The 19,394-nt window shown below is 61.2% G+C and carries 14 protein-coding genes; 11 read left to right on the top strand and 3 right to left on the bottom strand.

The genetic code is table 11. The annotated features are described in order from the left end of the window. Positions 1–10 precede the first annotated feature (10 nt). From ACTQYB_RS03355 to ACTQYB_RS03370, 4 genes are all read left to right on the top strand, one after another. Positions 11–979: an ABC transporter permease gene (locus ACTQYB_RS03355; protein WP_441481873.1), complete on the top strand. Its 969-nt coding sequence runs from the start codon at positions 11–13 to the stop codon at positions 977–979. Between the two features lie 284 nt (positions 980–1,263). Then, positions 1,264–2,136 (top strand): ABC transporter permease, encoded by an 873-nt coding sequence (locus ACTQYB_RS03360; RefSeq protein ID WP_441481919.1) that lies wholly within the window; start codon positions 1,264–1,266, stop codon positions 2,134–2,136. Then, complete coding sequence (locus tag ACTQYB_RS03365; protein ID WP_441481874.1) at positions 2,133–3,134, top strand: ABC transporter ATP-binding protein; 1,002 nt, start codon at positions 2,133–2,135, stop codon at positions 3,132–3,134. The genes ACTQYB_RS03360 and ACTQYB_RS03365 overlap by 4 nt, the downstream gene beginning before the upstream one ends. Continuing rightward, positions 3,127–3,999 (top strand): ABC transporter ATP-binding protein, encoded by an 873-nt coding sequence (locus ACTQYB_RS03370; RefSeq protein WP_441481875.1) that lies wholly within the window; start codon positions 3,127–3,129, stop codon positions 3,997–3,999. Before ACTQYB_RS03365 ends, ACTQYB_RS03370 begins: the two co-directional genes overlap by 8 nt. A gap of 346 nt (positions 4,000–4,345) precedes the next feature. On the opposite strand, the gene ACTQYB_RS03375 is transcribed toward ACTQYB_RS03370, so the two are convergent. Together ACTQYB_RS03375 and ACTQYB_RS03380 are read right to left on the bottom strand one after the other, a co-directional pair. After that, positions 4,346–5,383: a D-2-hydroxyacid dehydrogenase family protein gene (locus ACTQYB_RS03375; protein ID WP_441481876.1), complete on the bottom strand. Its 1,038-nt coding sequence runs from the start codon at positions 5,381–5,383 to the stop codon at positions 4,346–4,348. Positions 5,384–6,759: 1,376 nt separating this feature from the next. Continuing rightward, positions 6,760–8,523, bottom strand: a complete 1,764-nt coding sequence (locus ACTQYB_RS03380) for a hypothetical protein (RefSeq protein ID WP_441481877.1) — start codon at positions 8,521–8,523, stop codon at positions 6,760–6,762. 577 nt (positions 8,524–9,100) lie between these two features. Here ACTQYB_RS03380 and ACTQYB_RS03385 point away from each other — a divergent pair. From ACTQYB_RS03385 to ACTQYB_RS03410, 6 genes are all read left to right on the top strand, one after another. Continuing rightward, positions 9,101–10,111, top strand: a complete 1,011-nt coding sequence (locus ACTQYB_RS03385; RefSeq protein WP_441481878.1) for a pyridoxal-phosphate dependent enzyme — start codon at positions 9,101–9,103, stop codon at positions 10,109–10,111. A 177-nt stretch (positions 10,112–10,288) separates the two neighbouring features. Further along, positions 10,289–11,479: a cystathionine gamma-synthase gene (locus tag ACTQYB_RS03390; RefSeq protein ID WP_441481879.1), complete on the top strand. Its 1,191-nt coding sequence runs from the start codon at positions 10,289–10,291 to the stop codon at positions 11,477–11,479. Positions 11,480–11,832: 353 nt separating this feature from the next. Continuing rightward, the gene (locus tag ACTQYB_RS03395) at positions 11,833–13,878 is read left to right on the top strand and encodes a RecQ family ATP-dependent DNA helicase (RefSeq protein ID WP_441481920.1); all 2,046 of its coding nucleotides are present in this window, start codon (positions 11,833–11,835) and stop codon (positions 13,876–13,878) included. Between the two features lie 199 nt (positions 13,879–14,077). Beyond that, positions 14,078–14,596: a ferritin gene (locus tag ACTQYB_RS03400; protein WP_441481880.1), complete on the top strand. Its 519-nt coding sequence runs from the start codon at positions 14,078–14,080 to the stop codon at positions 14,594–14,596. Positions 14,597–14,815: 219 nt separating this feature from the next. Beyond that, entirely contained in the window at positions 14,816–15,322 is a 507-nt protein-coding gene (locus ACTQYB_RS03405) for an S-ribosylhomocysteine lyase (RefSeq protein WP_026502245.1), read from the top strand. A 210-nt stretch (positions 15,323–15,532) separates the two neighbouring features. Continuing rightward, entirely contained in the window at positions 15,533–16,048 is a 516-nt protein-coding gene (locus ACTQYB_RS03410; protein WP_026650514.1) for a GNAT family N-acetyltransferase, read from the top strand. Between the two features lie 120 nt (positions 16,049–16,168). Here the strand turns inward: ACTQYB_RS03410 and ACTQYB_RS03415 are convergent, their stop codons facing one another. Continuing rightward, positions 16,169–17,683, bottom strand: coding sequence for an APC family permease (locus tag ACTQYB_RS03415; RefSeq protein ID WP_033506344.1), 1,515 nt, complete (start codon positions 17,681–17,683; stop codon positions 16,169–16,171). A gap of 221 nt (positions 17,684–17,904) precedes the next feature. Between ACTQYB_RS03415 and alr the strand changes: the two genes are divergently transcribed. Further along, on the top strand, positions 17,905–19,263 hold the full coding sequence (gene alr / locus ACTQYB_RS03420; RefSeq protein WP_441481881.1) for an alanine racemase: 1,359 nt from the start codon (positions 17,905–17,907) through the stop codon (positions 19,261–19,263). Positions 19,264–19,394 lie beyond the last annotated feature (131 nt).

Consider the following 19,394-nt stretch of genomic DNA (forward strand, 5'->3'; position numbering starts at 1 on the left):
CATCAAGGCAATGAGATATCTGATTCGTCGGCTGGTGCTGTTCGTAGCCGCCCTGCTCGGTCTGTCGCTGCTGGTGTTTGTCACGTTGCGGATTCTGCCGGGTGACGTGGCGTCCGTCATGGCGGGCACGAACGCCACGCCTGCGCGCGTGGCTGCGTTGCGCTCGCAGATGGGGCTGGACCGTTCGTACCCGCAGCAATATGCGGATTGGTTGTCGGGTCTGATGCGCGGGAATATGGGGGTGTCTGCAATCAGCGGACGCTCGGTCTCCTCACAGGTCGGGTCACATGCGGCCATCACCATGCCACTGATTGTATTGAGCCTGATCGTCGCCCTTGGCGTAGGCGTTCCACTTGGCTGCCAGGCGGTGCTTGCCGCGAATTCGCGGGTGCGTGGCGTGTTGCATATCCTCGCCATCGTCGGTGGTGCGGTGCCGGCGTTGTGGGGCGGGCTGCTGCTCATCATGCTGTTCGGCCGCGGGGTCGGACTTGTCGGCATCCTGCCGTCGCAGGGATTCCCCGATGCCGGCTGGCGCAACCCGGTAGCGGCTCTCGCATCGTTGATTCTGCCCGCCATCGCGACCGGATTGGTGGCGGGGGCCGCAATCATGCGCTATACGCGCGCCTGTCTGATATCGATGGAGGACAGCGACGCCGTGGCGATGGCCATGGCGTGTGGGATGACGCGTCGACAGGCGATGCTCGGCGTGGGATTGCGGTTGTCTGCCGCGCAGCTGGTGTCGGTGGCGGGGTTGACTTTCGCACAGATGGTCACCGGCGTCATGGTTGTTGAAAGTCTGTTCAATCTTCCCGGATTGGGCGCCATGCTGATCGGCGATGTCGGCAATCGTGATCTGGTCGCCGTGCAAAGCGAACTGTTCCTGCTCGCCGCATTCTTCCTGCTGCTCGGCGTGCTGGTCGATATGCTTCATCATGCGCTTGACCCGCGGTTGGGCGGGCAATCCGAGGAACGGGGGTGAGGGAAGATATGGCTTCATCACGTAATCGTCGTGGGCGCTCGCAGGAAACTGGGCGTCCGACATCGTCGGGGCAATCCGAGACAATCGTTCACTCGGCTGATACAAGGCTTTCTGAGCTTTCGGGCGATGCAGAGCATCCGGGTGCAACTAGGCTTCCCGCCGATGTCGGACATCCTGCCAATACCGCGGGTTCGCGGCATGTCGGGCCTGTGAGACACCCGTCCCGCGGCGGCTTCTACGGCAGATTACCGTTGCATGTCAGACAAGGGATTATCCTGCGCGGCATGTGGGGCCGGACGGGTGGGCGGTTTGCGCTGATTGTCATGGCGTTGTGGCTGGTCGTGTCCGCGGTGTCGCTTGTGTGGACGCCCTACCCGCTGCTGCATACCGATGGCGACGATGCGTGGGCGTCGCCGTCCGCTGCCCATCTGCTCGGTACGGATGGCGTGGGCGCGGATGTGCTCAGCTGGCTGATGGCCGGCTCACGCACGGATTTGGCGGTTGCCGTGCTGACCGTACTGGTGTCCGCGGCGATTGGACTCGCGCTCACCGCCGCGATGGTATCGACCCGCCGGATGCTCGCCTCGGCAAGCGTAGTGGTCGTGGACGCGCTGATCGCGATTCCGACGGTGCTGCTCGCCCTGCTGTTCGCCGTTCCCTTCGGCACGTCAATTGCGGTGGTCGTCGCGGCGTGCGGTATCACGTACGGGCTGAATATGGCGCGAATACTGAGGCCGACGGCGGCTTTGGCAGCCCGGAGCGCATACGTGGAGGCGGCCAGGGCGAGCGGTGTCGGCCCGTGGCGTGTGTTCGTGCGGCATATCGTGCCCTCGACCTTCCCGGTGCTTGCCGTGCAGCTGTCGATGAGCGCGGGGACTTCGATTCTGGCCGAGGCGGGGTTGACCTATCTGGGTGTCGGTGTGCCGTCGGGCGTGCCGAGTTGGGGGCATTCGCTGACCACGTCGGTGCGGCTGATCAGCGTGTATCCGCTGACGGTGCTGTGGCCGGGCTTGGTAGTCACACTCGTGGTGACCGCGCTGTATCTGCTGGGGGATGCGATTCGCGATTGCGCGGACCCGTTGGCCAATCCTGAGCTGCGTCGGGTGGAGGTCGGACGTTCAGGGCCGGCAGATCGAGGCGAGGAGGCGGAATCATGAACAATCTGGATGCGAGTGAGCCGAATATGGGCGGCATGACGGCGAATGCTGCCGGGGTCGATGGCACCGGTGCGGGCGGTGCTGCCGATGCGGGTCATGCCGGTGTTGGTCATGCCGACGTGAGCCGTGCGACGAACGCCGCCGGTAGCGCGCGCCCCACAATCCTTGATGTCCGCGATCTGAATGTGACCATCGGCGGGCATGCTGTATTGAAGCGGGTGTCTTTGCATGTCGACGCCGGTGAACGCGTTGGGCTGATTGGGGCATCCGGGTCAGGCAAATCCATGCTGGTCAAAGCGGTGACCGGCTTGTTGCCTCGAACCGCGCGCGTGGACGGCAGCTTGAACATTGGCGGCAAGCGGGTCGACACCATGGATGATGCGGAACTTGCCGATTTGCGCGGTCGATACGTTGGGCTTGTGTTCCAGAACCCCGGAGCGGCGCTCAATCCGGTGCTGACCGTTGAGCAACAGGTCTGTCTGCCGCTGCGCCTGCATTATGATTTGGACGCAGATGAGCGGCACGACCGAGCGATGACCATGCTGGAACGGGTCGGCCTGCCGCAAAGACTCGCGGGCGCCTACCCGCATGAGCTCTCCGGCGGCCAACAGCAGCGTGTCGGCATCGCCACGGCGTTGATTACCTCGCCGCGGCTGATTATCGCTGATGAGCCGACCACTGCGCTTGACGCGATTGTGCAGCGTTCCATCATCGATCTGCTCGTTTCGTTGGTCGAATCGGCCGGTGCATCGATGCTGTTCATCACCCATGATTTCGCGGTGCTGTCACGGGCGACTACGCGATGCGTCGTCATCGACGGCGGGCGTGTGGTCGAGACGGGGGGAACTGAAGATCTGCTGCGTAATCCTGGGGAACCGGCGACACGCGCGTTGGTGCGTGCCGCGAAGCTGCTGACACTGGACACGGGTGTGGGTGCAGGCGTGGATATGGACGGCACTGCGCGTATGGATACGAATCGGGAGCGTCAACATGGGTGAGAAAAGCAGGAACACCGTACCGGCAGAAGTCATCGTTCCCGACGGGCGCGATGTCGCGTCAGACAAGAAGGAACCGCTGCTGTCCGTGCGGGGGGTCGACAAGTCCTTCGGCTCCCGTTCGCGACGGACCCAGGTGCTGTTCAACGTGGATATGGATGTCGCCGAAGGGGAGTGTCTGGCGGTGATCGGCGGGTCGGGGTCCGGAAAAACCACGCTGACCCGCATTGCATTCGGCTTGGAGCAGGCCGATTCGGGCACGGTTACGTATCGAGGCGTTGCCTTGAGCGGAGTGCGTTCGCTGGGCATGCTACGGCTGAGAAACGAATCGGGGCTGGTGTTCCAAAATCCGTTCACGTCACTCGACCCGCGCTGGACGGCCGGGGAATCGATTGCGGAAGGACTGATTGCAAGACAAGCCGGGCATAGAGCGGGCGACGCTGGGAGGCGAGCGGCATCGGACGATATCGCCGGTGCGGTACGCCGGGCGTTGGGGATGGTCGGGCTTGATCCAGATGAGTTCATCGGACGGTATCCGGTCGATATGTCAGGCGGGCAGGCGCAGCGGGTCGCCATCGCGCGGGCGATAGTCGCCGAACCGCGAATCGTGCTTGCTGACGAGCCGATGAGCGCGGTCGACGTCTCAGGGCGTGTCCAGATTCTGGACGCATTGGCGGAAATCCGGAGGAAACGGCCTCGGACCGCGATGGTCATCGTGTCCCACGACCTGGGAGTTGTGCAGCATATTGCCGACCGGATTGTCGTGCTGCATGACGGGCGAATCGAGGAGACCGCCGCCACCAGCGACCTGCTCACGCATCCGCAATCCGCCTACACGAAGCAGCTCATCGACGCCGCAGCATGGTGATCGGCGTCAGTTGTGGTCGTCGCTGGATGGTGTCGCCCGCGCATAGTCATCGTCGAGTGGAGATGTGTAGTGGCTGCCGCCGTATGGTGGCTGTCATCGTGGTGGTACCGCCCGACAACCCATATCCAGCAAGTCGTTTCCCGTCATTTCTGCTTCTACCGACGCTGAGCGGGCCGTGAGCGTCGGCAGAAACTGGAGCGTGACCTTCTACCGACGTTGAGGCGCGGGTGAGTGTCGGTAGAAGCAGATGTCCAACCTTCTTCAGACACTGACCGGTTTCTCAGCGTCGGCAGAAGCAGAAAGGGAGCACGGTAGTCGCGAGCCGATCGCGGAATGACGATGTGGACTATTTGACGACGGCGTTGAAATCGCTTCCGGTCGCGAACGCGGCGACCGATTGGAAGACCTGACGAGTCAAGTTGCGATACGCTTCCTCGTTGCGCCAAGCGACATGCGGGGTCATAATGATGCCCGGCACCTGGCGCAGCGGGTCGTCTTGGGGAAGCGGCTCATGCTCGAACACATCCAACGCGGCCTTCACATCCCCGCGGGCGAGACGCTTGGCAAGCGCACCTTGTTCGATGACCTCGGCGCGTGCGGTGTTGATGAACAGCGTCCCGGGCTTGATGTGCTCCAGCGATTGCGCGGTGACGATGCCTTTGGTGGCGGCGAGCAGCGGCATGTGCAGGGAGATGATGTCGGAGCGCTCGAACATATCGCCCATATCGTCGACCGGTGTGACTCCGAGTCGCGCGACCGCGTCCTGATCAAGATGTGAATTCCACACGAGTACGTTCATGCCGAACCCTTGGAGCATGCGGGCGAACACCTGGCCGATGCCGCCGAATCCCACCAATCCGACCGTCTTGCCATGCAAAGCGTAACCGTCGGCGCCTTCCCAGCTGCCGGCATGCACTTGGCGGTTGAGATCGCCGACGTGCCGGGCGAGCTCCATCAGCAGTGCGAACGCGTGCTCGGCGACCGCATGATCGCCGTAGCGCACGACGTTGCACACACGCACGCCGCGCTCTCGGGCAGCCTGTAGGTTGATGTAGCTCGCGACACCTGTGCCGCCGAATGCGAAGCAACGTACGTGGGCGCTTTCGGTCAGCCGGTTGAAGATCGAATCGGTGACATGGAATCCGATGATCATCACGGCGTCGGCGTCTTGGCAGCGGCTGACGATGGTGTTTTCGTCGAGTGTGAAATCGCCGTACATGCGCAGACGGATCACGTCGTGCAACAGGCTGATGTTCTCCTTGAAATACGGGATCATGGAGGCAACGACCACCGGCATGACGGCCAGCGGCAGATCGGTGCGTTCGGGCTGTGTTTCGATGATTGGCTGGATGTCGGCTGCGGCTGATGTTGATGTTTCGCTCATGCTTCCACCTTAGACGCACGCGTGCCGGCAGTGTTGCGAGAGCATTTCGATGCGTTGGTTCTGGTTCTGGTGTTGGTGTTGGTGTTGGCGGTGTAGCGACATCCCTCGCCCCGTACTTGATTGTGAGTGGTCGCTCACAATCAATGAGTCGTTCGGGCGGTGATGTGCAACGGCCGCCCCGCACTGTAGTTGATTGTGAGTGGCGACTCACAACCAACTACGGCGATCGGTTGGAGCAGATACATCTGGTGGGTAAATGCCACTTCGTTGTGAGTGATGACTCACAATCAATGAGTCGTTCGTGCGGCAATGTGTGTCGACCGCCCTGCGCTGTTGTTGGTTGCCGTGCGATATTACCTATTGATTGTGAGTGATGACTCACAATCAGCGGTCAAGTGTTTACGATTTGAGGCCGATTCGCGGATTCTCTTGTTTCGTTGTGAGTGGCGACTCACAACCAACGTGAGGGCTGGTCATTGCGGGTGCAACTGGTAAGTCAACCTCCGTTGGTTGTGAGTGGCTGCTCACAATCGATGAGTTGGCAATGCGGCTGGGGCGGATACAGCGTGGCTGCGCGCATTGATTGTGAGTCGGTGCTCACAATCGGCAGACAACTCGTGTGGCGGAGTTCGGGGTTTCCGCCGTTCAACCACTGGTTGTGAGTGACGGCTCACAATTGGTTGGTGGTTTAGGCGAGGTCGGTATGATTGTCGCGACTGGAGTTCTTCGTTGTGAGTGGTGGCTCACAATCAACGCGCTGTTCGTGTGGAAGCATGCGTCGGTCGCTCTGCGCTCGAACTAGTTGTGAGTGGCGACTCACATAGCCAACGAGAGAGAGTGCGGCGTTCCGATGCGAATCCGCAGACGTTGATGCGTCGTTGTGAGTGGTCGCTCACAATCAGCATGAGCGATTGTCCATCGTGGGCGCGGTGGTGCGTGAAAGTTCTTTGGTTGTGAGTGGCGACTCACAATTGGAAGATGGGTCTGGGCATGCGCGGTCTGGATGGTCTGACCGAGTTGTTCGTTGTGAGTGGTCGCTCACAATCAGCGTGAGGGTTGGTCGTTGCAGGTGTGGCTGTTGAGTGGAAGCTCTTTGATTGTGAGTGGCGGCTCACAATCAAAGAGATGAGACAGAGGATGCGGGCTGATGATGCTGTCCATTATTGGTTGACTGTGCTTAACGCCTGTTGCCTATCGCCTAACGCCTATCGTCTGATGGATGAGGAAATAGGCGCCGAATCTCGTTCGCAGCCATTCCAATGGAGACTGGCCGCGAACAGATTGCAGTAAGCGACTGTGGAGCGCTACCAGCTTGTCGGATTCCTATGGGCCGGTTCGCGTGCAGATCGGAGTAACACCCGCGGCGGCAGACGCGATCAGTGCGTGAACACTCCCTGCAGCCACGCGTATAGCGCCGGATTCGAGACATTCCAAGCTTCGAACCGCCCGGTTGTCATCAGCCAAAGCGCTTGCAGCGCGAGCCCAAGCGCAAGGAAGACTACAATCGTGACGGTCAGCCAGCGGTGCCCCTTCATTCGACTTGCCGCTTCCGCTGGCATCAGCAGACACACGGTGCCGATGACCGCCAGCCACGCCATATCGCACATATATCGCGCGTTGACGCCGATAGAAACATCGATACACACGATGACACCGACAAGCAACAGGCACGTGATGCCAATTGCGCATGACCTTGACATTCCTCGCGTCATTTCGTGCGACTTTTCCAGCGATACTGCCGACGGCATTCTTGATTGCGTCCCTGACGACACCTCCGTCGTTCCGACTTCTTCCGTCCGCTTGTGCGAGCTGACCATGCCACTCGAGTCATCCATGCCGCGTGAAAAGCGTGAGACGATGAACCATATGACCGCTGGCAGTGCGAGCAAGCAGATCGGCGACAACGCGACGATACCTCCCACCGTCGGCTCCGCGATGACGTCTCTGTTATGGATCAGAAACGCCCAAGGATTCGCGGCATCAGCGGCGAAAACATCCGCGGTGAACGGGAACTCGCGGGTAAATCTGATCGGGGCGAACAGCAGCAGAGCCGCACCGAACAGCCGGGCTTTCAGACTGATGTGGCGTTGCGTCATATCGAAGCCGGTCAGATTGTATACGGCTCCGAAATCAAGCGGATTGCCAAATCGGGCGGCGTTGTACCACATCATGACGCCACCGACGAGAAGGAACGGCACGATTGCCGCAAGACTGGCTTGAATCGCGTGTCGTGACCGAACGGCAAGCATTTCGCGCGACCTGATTTGCGGCCATAGCAAGATAAGACCGAAGACCGCTGTCAGAATAAATGTCGGTCTGCACATCATGGTGAGTGCGACGAGTAGCGATCCCGCAGCGACCATCCCGGTTCGGGGAACCGAGCCGATATCGTCAGCGGACCGTGCCCACAGCGCGATTCCCGTGGGTGCGAGAGCCAGCGAGGCGAGGATCGGAATCGAGTAGAACCACGGGACGAGGACGAGATAGGACAGTCCCGATGCCGCAATGATTGCGGTGCACGCCAGCACGACGAACCAGCGTGGCGTCCCCTTCCAGAACCGTTTCCACAAGGTCTGCACCAGGAAGATCAGTGATGCGCAAGCGGCGATTGCCAGGATTGCGCACGCGGCGGCGGTCGACAGATCCATTCCGGTCAGTGCTTTGTATGGGGCGAACAGCACGATTGCCGGGAGTGGCCCGAAATAGCAGTAATAGCGGCCGTGATAGAACGCCCAATCCCACAGCGATGGGTCGCCGCTCGCCGTGCCCTCCGCACCTCTGACCTGCGCGTCGTATGGATTGTCCATGGCCGCGAGCCAGTCGGGCACATGGACGTCAAGCCATGTTCTGCCGTGGAGGAACGCGTCAGCGAGCCGCTGATACTGCGCCCGATCCACGAGGAAGGTTCCGTCGGCGTAATGCAACTGGTATGTGGCGTCAACAGGGTGGGTCGATATGGTGAGCAGCACGATGATGACCGAGGCGAGGGCCCACACAATCGCGAATGGCAGCCAATCCGGGCGAAGAATGCGGAGAATGCGGTGCCGGGTGTGCGACCTGGCGCGCTTGATGGTTGTTGTTGCGGCGGTGTCGCTTGCGAACGTCGGGGCGCCCGTGCGATCGGTGGCGGTGCTGTGCATGACTCCACTGTATCTCAGGGACACGCGGGGTTGACGAAAATCGCGGCGGTAAAGCGGTTGCCGAAGCGGGTCGGGGCCCACGCCGGCCGAGGGTGGATGAACCTCGAGACAAGGCAAAAGCGTCTCGTTGCAAGTTCCGGGCAATCGAAAAGCCGTCTCACGATATGAGATGCTGTGATACGCCGTTGTCAGGGGGCGTGCTACGGTAAGAGCCATGACGTATTTCTCATGTTGTTGTTGTCGCTAACCGACGCCCCTTGGCGAGCGGTTGACAACGCACAACTTGAGATAGGATTCCGGCAGACCACATGGAAGGGCATGCGGATCTGCACACGATTACAGCAAGATGAATAACCATCATGAACATCGTCTACGCTGGATTGTGACGCAATCACGATGAACCGGCGATTTGCCGGGCAGTTACCCGAATCGATGTGGTCGGAACAACCGATATCACGTCTTGCCGGAATCGTTTCTTGTGCACTCAACCGATGGCCAGGCACCACACCGCCGACCCATCCATCGGTCAGCCCATCACAAAGCAAGACACAAAGCCCAAGCACAGAAACGAGACATCATGACCATCCACGATTCACTCACCGACCTCATCGGCAACACCCCTCTTGTCCGTCTGCACCACGTCACTGATGGCGTGAAAGCGGACATCGTCGTCAAAGTCGAGTATTTCAACCCGGGCGGCTCATCCAAGGACCGCATTGCCGAGCGCATCATCACCGCTGCGGAGGAATCCGGTCAACTCAAGCCGGGTGGTGTGATCGTGGAACCGACCAGCGGCAACACGGGTGTCGGCCTCGCCTTGGTCGCCCAGCAGCGCGGCTATCGCACGATTTTCGTCGTGCCGGACAAGGTGTCCGAGTCCAAGCGCGCAGTGTTGCGGGCGTATGGCGCCGAAGTCGTCGTCACCCCCACCAACGTCGAGCCGGACGACCCGCGTTCTTACTACAACGTGTCCGACCGACTCGCCGCCGCCATCCCCGGCGCGTTCAAGCCGAATCAGTACAGCAACCCGAATGGCCCGCGCAGTCACTATGAGACCACCGGCCCGGAAATCTGGGAAGCGACTGACCACAAGGTCACGCATTTTGTCGCCGGCATCGGCACGGGAGGTACGATTTCCGGCACCGGCCGCTACCTCAAGGAAGTCTCCCACGGGGCCGTCAAGGTCATTGGTGCCGATCCGGAAGGCTCCATCTACTCCAACCCGAATGACGTCCACCAGTACAATATCGAGGGTGTTGGCGAGGACTTCTACCCAGAGGCCTTCGATCGCAACATCACCGACGACATCAAGCAGGTCACCGACGCCGAGGCCTTCGAGATGACCCGCCGCCTGGCCAAGGAGGAAGGCCTGCTGGTCGGCGGTTCCTCCGGCATGGCGGTCGCCGGAGCACTCAAATACGCGCGTGAGAACAATCTGGACGAACATCAGCTGGTCGTCGTGCTGCTGCCGGATTCCGGACGCAGCTATTTGGAGAAGATTTTCAACGACGACTGGATGCGAGCCAACGGCTACGGCGACGTTGTCGACCGTACCAGCAGCCCGTCCATCGCCGAGCAATACCTGTGATTCCGCTCGCGTGATTCCACACGATTGATTCAGCTTGATTTCGCCCGCACATCAGCGGTCCGACAATCAACCCTACATCCGATATCAACCCGTCATCACCAAAACCGATACCGACACGCGGGACAAACCCCGCACAACCATCTAGGCTCATAACCACAACCGAAAGGAACAACAATCATGTCCGTCGCATCATTCGAACAGTCCGCCAAGGATTTCGCCGCCACCAAGCTCGCCACGCGCGCCATCCACGCCGGCCAGGAGCCTGACCCGATCACCGGCGCCGTCGTCACGCCAATCTACATGACCTCGACCTTCAAGCAGGACGGTGTCGGCGGTCTGCGCAACGGCTACGATTACAGCCGCTCGATCAACCCGACACGTGATTCCTTCGACGCACAGCTGGCCGCCATCGAAGGCGCCAAGTATGCGCTCGCCTTCTCATCCGGCCTCGCCGCGATTGACGTGCTGCTACGCTCCACCTTGAAGCCCGGCGACAGCGTCTTGCTCGGCAACGACGTGTACGGCGGCACTTACCGCCTGCTGTCCAAGGTGTTCGTGCCGTGGGGCGTGAACCTTGACGTGGTCGACATCACCGACACCGCGGCGGTGAGCGCGGCCCTCGAATCCAAGCATTACGAGTGGATCTGGGTGGAGACGCCGAGCAACCCGCTGCTCAACATCACCGATATTGCGGCGACCGCCGCGGTCGCGCACGCGCACGGCACGAAGGTCGCGGTGGACAACACCTTCGCATCCCCGGTGCTGCAGCATCCGCTCGATGATGGCGCCGACGTGGTGGTCTACTCGACGACCAAGTACATCGGCGGCCATTCCGACGTGGTCGGCGGCGCGGTCGTGCTCAACGACGAGGAGATCCGCGACAAGGTCGCATTCCTGCAGAATTCCGCGGGCGCTGTGCCTTCGCCGTTCGACTCCTGGCTGGACATCCGGGGCTTGAAGACCTTGGATCTGCGTGTCAAGCAGCATAGCCGCAACGCGCTCAAAATCGCCGAATGGTTCGAAGACAAGCCGCAGATCGAGCGCGTGTGGTACCCGGGCCTCGAATCGCATCCGGGCCATGAAATCGCCGCACGCCAGATGCACGGCGGCTTCGGCGGCATGGTTTCCGTCCAGTTCAAGGGCGGGCTCGAGGCGGCCAAGCGGTTCGCCGCGGCCACGAAGATCTTCACGCTCGCCGAATCGCTCGGCGGCGTGGAATCCCTGATCGAGCTGCCGGCGGCCATGACCCACGCCTCGGTGTCCGGGACGACGCTTGAGGTTCCGGCGAACTTGGTGCGTCTGTCTGTGGGCATTGAGGATGCGGATGATTTGATTGCCGACCTCGATCAGGCGCTTGAGCAGGCCTGACCGGAAGAGAAGATAAGAAGAAGCTGGATGGATGCCGGATACTTGGGCGCCGGCATCCGTCAGGGGACGTGATGATGGGCGTCCGGAGCGATGATGGCGCTCCGGACGCCCATCGTTGTTGCTTGCCGGTCGTTCTTTGTTGCCGTCGTGGGGGGGGGGGGACGCCGGTGGTTGTCGGTCGGTGGCTTGAAGCCGGCTATCTGCCCGCGGTGCGGCTGCGTGGCGCACGACGGGCAGAAAAGTCGCCAGTTCCGCCGCGCAGGATAGACTCGGGGGATATGACGGCAGGGAATTCGGCGATGGGCATCACGCGCGCGACGGGTATGGCAGCTTCGACAGGCGTGTCGAGAATGATGGACAACTCTCGCGGGGACACGGGAATCGAAACGCCTGCACCGGCGCCGGCGCTCACCGCGCTGAAACAGTATTTTGGCTACGATTCGTTCCGTCCCGGTCAAACCGGACTCGTCACCGCAATCCTTCAAGGCCGTGACGTACTCGGCGTCATGCCCACCGGCGCGGGCAAATCCATCTGCTACCAGATCCCCGCCACCTTGCTGCCGGGTCTGACCATTGTCATCTCCCCGCTGATATCCCTGATGCGCGACCAAGTGGATGCGCTCCAAGACGCGGGCATTCTCGCGGCGTACGTCAACACCACGCAAAGCCCTGACGAGCAGGACGCCGTGCTCACCCAAGCTGCCCAAGGCAAGATTCGCATGCTGTATGTTGCCCCGGAACGTTTGGAAACCGGGCGATTCCGCGATTTTGCCGTACACACGCGCATCTCGCTGGTCACGGTGGACGAGGCACATTGCGTTTCGCAGTGGGGGCAGGATTTCCGCTCCTCATATCTGGGTATCGGCGAGTTCATTGACGCGCTTCCGGTTAGGCCGATTGTCGCCGCGTTCACCGCGACCGCAACAGGCAAAGTGCGTCGCGACATCGTTTCGCTGATTCACCTGCGCAACCCGCTGATTACCGTCACTGGATTCGACCGTCCAAACCTCTATTTCGACGTCATCCGGATGGAAACCAAACGCAAAACCGCATGGATTGCGCAATACGTGGCGACGCACCCCGGAGAATCCGGCATCGTGTACTGTGCCACTCGCAAGGAGACCGAAGCGGTGGCAGCCGCGCTCAACCATGCGGTTCCAAGCCTCATGGCGGCATCCGGAACACATGGCGACGCGGAGGCCCCAGCAGGCTTGCCGGACGGCCCGATTGCCGCCGCCTACCATGGGGGCATGGCGCCGGAAGACCGGTCGCGCACTCAGCGGGATTTCGTCACCGACCGCGTGCCGGTTGTTGTTGCCACGAACGCGTTCGGTATGGGCATCGACAAATCCGACGTGCGTTATGTGATTCACCACAATATGCCCGAAAGCATCGAAGCATACTATCAAGAGGCCGGTCGCGCCGGGCGTGACGGCGAACCCAGTCGGTGCACGCTCCTGTGGAATGACAGCGATATCGTCACCCGCCGGCGTCTGCTTGACTTGAACGGTGACAACGAGCGCCTCGACCCTGAGGAGCAGCAAATCGTCCGTGCCTCGAAACGTCGTCTGTTGGATGGGATGATTGGCTACTGCCGCACCACGCACTGCCTGCATGACTATATGGTCAGGTATTTCGCCGACCCCGAAACCGAGCAGGGGCCGGCAAACTTGATTGCGTCCAACGGTCCGGCTCAGCCGGAGGGCCCGACCGCAAAATGCGGGAACTGCTCGAACTGCGAAGGCAATTTCGAGACGCTCGACGTTACGGACACCGCGCGGGCGATCAGCCGGTGCGTCCACGATTTGGGGCAGAGCTACGGCATGGGCAAGATCGTGGCGGTCCTGCGTGGTTCCAAGGCCCAGGATTTGCTCAATCGCGGCCTCGATAAGGTGCCGAGCTACGGCGTGCTGGGCAGTGTCCCCGAAGCGCGGATCCGCGATGTGCTCAACCAGATGAGCGTTGACGGTTTCCTCGCGATCACCGAAGGCCGGTTGCCCATCGTCCAATTCGGGCCGCTCGCAGCGCAGACAGTCGCCCCTGATTTTCATTACGAAATCAAGCGTATCCAACGGCAAACGAGTGGGCGTTCGCGTGCTGCGGGTGCGACTGGCGGCGCGCTCGGCCAGGGCGCTACGGCCATGCAAGCGCAGGATGCCGCGGAATTCACCGAGGCGGACGAACAGCTGTTCCAACGGTTGCGCGCCTTGCGCCGCAGCATCGCGCAGGAAATCGGCAAGCCGCCGTATATCGTGTTCTCCGACCGTTCGTTGCGTGACATGGTTCGGCTCAAACCTTCCAATGATCAGGAATTCCTTGAAGTCAGCGGGGTGGGGAAGAGCAAGCTGCGCCAGTATGGTGCGAAGTTCATGGAGGCGATCGCGCAAAATCGGCCGTGACACGCCGGCGAGCCTCCCACACCCTGCGGCTCGGCGGCGATAGCATGGACCGTGTCGTCATTGAAGACGATAGCGACGGCGAAGACGACACCGGTACCGGCGGGTGCCGCGGAATATGGCCATTGCGCCATTGCGCCATTCCGCCTGCACGTACGCACGACCGGGGCCCAACGCACGCCCGAAAAGCAAGGAGGCTGACATGATGGACCGTCATCTCAGGGAACTGCTCAACGACCAGTTCAATAAGGAGCTCTATTCCGCCTATCTGTATATGGATTTCGCGGATTATTATCACAATCGTGGCCTGCACGGCTTCGGCAACTGGTACGACGTGCAGGTGCAGGAGGAACGCGACCATGCGATGCTTATGCGCGCATGGATGCTCAAGTGCGGCGAAACCATTGAGCTGCTGCCGATCGCCAAACCCGACAAAACCATTACAGACGATGACGATCCGCTGCACTTCGCGCTCGCTCATGAACAGTATGTCACCGGGCTGATTCATACGCTCCACGATGCCGCAGAGGCGGCCGGGGACACAGACAGCGCGAAGTTCCTCGACTGGTTCGTCAAAGAGCAGGTCGAGGAAGAGGAGAACGCGACCTCGATGATCGAGCGGTACGACAAGGCTGTCGCCGACGGGACGCTCGAAGCGCTGGACACCGAGCTGAAAGGCCGTCGTTGGAAGGCCCCATCACTGCACGTGGACATCTTCTGACCGGTTTGAGCAGCGCAGCGCCTTTCGTCGAGCCGGCTGCTGCCAGCAAAATCCGCCGCCGAAGCGCATGCGCCCGCGCCACGCTAGCCGGGCATAGCTTTTTCCTATGCCCTATACGCTCTCGCCCGCGGCGGCATACATCCGGGCGGGCTAGACTAGGCATCGAAAGCGGGTGGTCCGCGTGTGCAACGCGGGCCACCCCGGCATCGAGGAGGTACTATGAGCGATGAATCCAAGCCCACGCAGGACGACAAGCCGGTTGTCGAAAGCTTCCAGCTTGACCACACGAAGGTGAAGGCGCCGTACGTGCGCTACATCGACACCGAAACCGGCCCGAACGGCGATGTGATCTCGAATTACGACCTACGGCTGGTCCAGCCCAACGAGAACGCCATTCCGACCGCCGGCCTGCACACCATCGAGCACACCATCGCGGTGCTGCTGCGCGAACGCATCCCGGGGTATATCGACTGCTCGCCGTTCGGCTGCCGTACCGGATTCCATCTGCTGACCTGGGGCACGCACAGCACGGAGGATGTTGCGCGTGCGCTCAAGGAATCCTTGGAATTCATCGCTTACAAGGCAACTTGGGACGATGTGCCGGCGACCACAATCGAAAGCTGCGGCAACTACCGCGACCACAGCCTGTTCACTGCCAAGGAATGGTGCAAGGACATCCTGGCGAAGGGCATCAGCTCTGATCCGTTCGAACGCAAGGTGGTCTGAGCGGAGGTGTTGCGTGCCGGTATGCTTATCGGCATTCGCGTGAGATAACGGCGGGATGTGTCATCAAGCGGTGACACATCCCGCCGTTGCGATCTCGGCTGGGGATGTTGGATTCGTTTGCTGTGCGTTGCGTGCGCCACGTCACAGATGCCGTGTTATATGCCGTGGTAGGGTTGAGCAGGTTTTATCTACGGCTAGGAGACAGACAATATGGTTGCACGGCGATTCCGGCACGCCACCATGCGCGATTTTCCGGTGATGGAGCAGAACTACGAGCGCGCCCGTGAGCTGATGGCCCGCAACGGGAACCCCACCCAATGGGGGCATACCTTCCCGAAACCGGAAGTCGTGCAGGATGATATCATGCGTCATCGCAGCATCCTGTTGGTTGACGGAAGCGGCGCCAATGAGCGGATTCTCGCGCAATTTGCGGCTTGTACGGGCGAAGACCCGACCTATCAGACCATCGACGGGCAGTGGCTTGACGATGACGCCTACGTGACCATCCACCGCATCGCTTCGTCCGGTCTGATCCGCCATGCGGCGCGGGAATGCCTGGAATGGGCGCTCAAACAGTACGGCAACGTCCGGGCGGACACCCATCCGAACAACAAAGCCATGCAGCACGTTCTTGAAACCTGTGGGTTCACGCGGTGTGGGCTGATCCAGCTCATCGACCGGCCGACCGACACCACGCGGATCGCCTACCAGCGCCACGAATGGTGAACGGCTGAATGCTGGCCGGTAGGCGATAATACAATGCCGCCGATTGCGGAGAAGCAACCGGCGGCATAACGGTATCTGGGGTGGCGCTGAATTCAGCGCAATTTGCAATACCGCAGGGTCTTAGGATTCGAAGGACACCAAGCTGTCGGGGGCATCGGCGTTGTCGCCAGCCTGATTGCCACCGGCAATACCGGACTGCGCCGCCGAAACGCCGCCTTCCGCCACACCGAGCTTCGAGTGCTTGCGGCCGTACGCGAAATACACGATCAAACCGAGTGCGAACCAGACCACGAACCGCACCCAAGTCTCCCAATTGAGGCCGGCGATCAGGACGCAGCAGAACACAATCGCCAGGATCGGCGTGACCGGAACACCAGGGGCGCGGAAGCCGCGATGGGCGTCCGGCTGGGTCTTGCGCATCCACAGCACGCCCGCCGACACGATGATGAATGCGGACAGCGTGCCGATATTCACCAGTTCGAACAGGATGTTGATATTGATGAATCCGCCGGCGATCGCCGTGAGAATGCCGAAGAACCATGTGCCCTTGAACGGCGTGTGGAACTTCTTGTTGACCTCGCCGAAGAACTTAGGGAACAGGCCGTCGCGGCTCATCGCATAGCAGATGCGCGACTGACCGTACAGCTGGACGAGCATCACCGTGGTCATGCCGATCAGCGCGCCCAGATTGACAACGAAGGCGAGCCAGTTGAGCCCGGTGGCGAGAATCACACCGGCGACCGGGGCATCCACAAACTTCGCGAATTCAGGGTATTTGACGATGCCCGTCATGATAAGCGTCATGATGACGTACAGCACGGTCGAGATGATCAGCGAATACAGGATGCCGCGCGGCAGGGTCTTGTTCGGTTCGACCGTTTCCTCCGCGGACGAGGACACTGCGTCAAAGCCGATGAAACTGAAGAACACAATCGAAGCCGCCGGAATGATGCCCATCGGCTTGGTCGAACCCGGCTGGAAGGTGTACCAGCCGTACGGGGAGAACGGTTTCCAGTTCGCCGGGTTGACATACCACACCGTGCATACGATGAACAGCACGATGATTGCGAGTTTGATCATCACCATGATGTCGTTCGTTCGCTTCGTCTGGTTGATACCGATGGACAGCACCCACGTGATCAGCAGCACGACAATGAATCCGGGCAGGTTGAAATAGGTTGTGACCCCCGGCGTGGTGCCGTATGCCGCGGTCAGTTCGACCGGCAGGTGGATGCCGAAGCCTTCCAAGAGCTTGTTGAAATACCCGCTCCATCCGGCGGAGACGGTCGCCGCCTGGAGTGCGTATTCAAGAATCAGATCCCAACCGATCATGAAGGCGATGATTTCGCCGAACGCCACATACGCGTACGAGTAGGCGGAACCGCTGACTGGCACCATCGATGCGAATTCTGCGTAGCACAGGCCGGCGAACCCGCAGCATACCGCGGCCAGCAGGAAGGACACACACAATGCCGGGCCGGCGGTCAGCGCTCCCTTGCCGGTGAGCACGAAGATACCGGTGCCGATAATCGCGCCGATGCCGAGCATCGTCAAATCGAAGGTTTTCAACGTCCGTTTGAGTGGCGTGGCCTGCGCGACCATGCTTTCGACGGATTTCTTACGTAGCAGGTTCATGAATTCTCTTCCGATAACGCGACGGGACAGGCGCCGCGACGAATGATCCGGAATCGGGGCGGGGAAACAGAATTCCCCATGATTCGCATTGCCTTCTCTTTTATAACCGTCGCGCCCGACGCGCCGGGGCGATGACGCGAAGGGTTCCACGATGTGGACAAGGAACCGCCGGGGAGGAAACGCGTGCGGCGAATGTTACCTCCCTGCGCAACAATGGGAGCATGACTTTGAGTGCAGTACCAGCATGGCAGTTTTCCTCAGCGCAGGGCGAGGCGAATTATCAGGCCGCGTTGCGTCAATATCCGGCGCAGGCGATCGTCGACCTCGCGGCGATGCGCGACAATATGCGGCATTTGGTGTCCGTGGTCGGCGGCCCCCAGTCCGGCACCGCGGTGATGGGCGTTGTCAAGGCGGACGCGTACGGGCACGGGTTGATTCCGTCCGCCCTCGCCGCGCTCGCAGGAGGCGCCACATGGCTCGGCACCGCGCAATCGCATGAGGCGCTGCTGCTGCGCAAGGCCGGAATCGGCCCGGACCGTTGCCACATTCTCACCTGGGTGTACAACGGCACGCAGGTCCCGTTCGATGAGCTGATCGTCAACGATATCGACATCTCTGTCGGCTCTCTCGCTGGCATCGACGCGCTCGCCGCGGCCGCACGCAAGGTGGGGCGTCCTGCGCGCGTCCATGTGAAGGTCGATTCCGGGTTCGGCCGCAACGGTTTCACTCCGCAGGGCTTCGGCGCGGCGCTCGATAAGCTGGTGCCGCTTGCCAAGGCAGGCGTGCTCGATATCATCGGCCAGTGGAGCCATCTGGCGGTCGCCGATTCGCCGGATGTTCCGGAATTCGTCGACGCGACCGACCAGCAGGTCGCCACCTTCAACGAGTTCACTCAGCGGATGCGAGCAGCTGGAATCGCGCCGAAAATCAGACATCTGGCCAATACCGCGGCCACGCTCGACCGCCCGCAGATCCATTTCGAACTCACCCGGCCGGGCGTCGGCCTGTACGGCTATGAGCCCGATCCGGCGATGGGCACGCCGCAGACCTACCGTTTGAAGCCAGCCATGACTTTGCAGGCGCAGCTTGGCACGGTCAAGGACGTGGAATCAGGCCACGGCATCTCCTACGGCCGCACTTATCTGACGCCGCAGGCCACGAGCACCGCGATCGTGCCGGTCGGATACGCTGACGGCATTCACCGTTCCGCATCCGGATTCGACATGCAAGGCGCCAAACACATCACCAAGCTCGGCGGCCCGGTGCGGGTCATGACCGAACAGGGACCGAAGCTGTTGCGCGTCTCCGGGCGTGTGTGCATGGACCAGTTCATCCTCGACCTGCACGGCAGCGCGGCGGAAATGGGCGTCCATGAGGGCGATACCGTTGAACTGTTCGGCCCGGGCAGGGGAGAGGACTACGCTGAACCGACCGCGGACGACTGGGCACGCGCGGCGGACACCATCAGCTACGAGATCTTCACTTGCCTGCGCAACCGCATCCCGCGCCTGTATCTGCACGCGCCCGAGGTGCTGCCCCCTGAGGATTTGGCGAAACTCGATCCGGCGAGCATCCTGTAATCGAGACCAAAGCGGGAAGCGAGGCGGTTTCGGGTGGCGTGGCGTGCGACGCCTGTCGGGCCGCCCCGCTCGACCGCTTGAGTACTTGATTGCTTGACTGTTTGAGTGCTTCGGCGGCGGGTTGTCGTCGG

It is taken from the genome of Bifidobacterium sp. LCP19S3_E9, assembly GCF_052121135.1.
GTDB classification, from domain to species: Bacteria; Actinomycetota; Actinomycetes; order Actinomycetales; family Bifidobacteriaceae; genus Bifidobacterium; species Bifidobacterium thermacidophilum.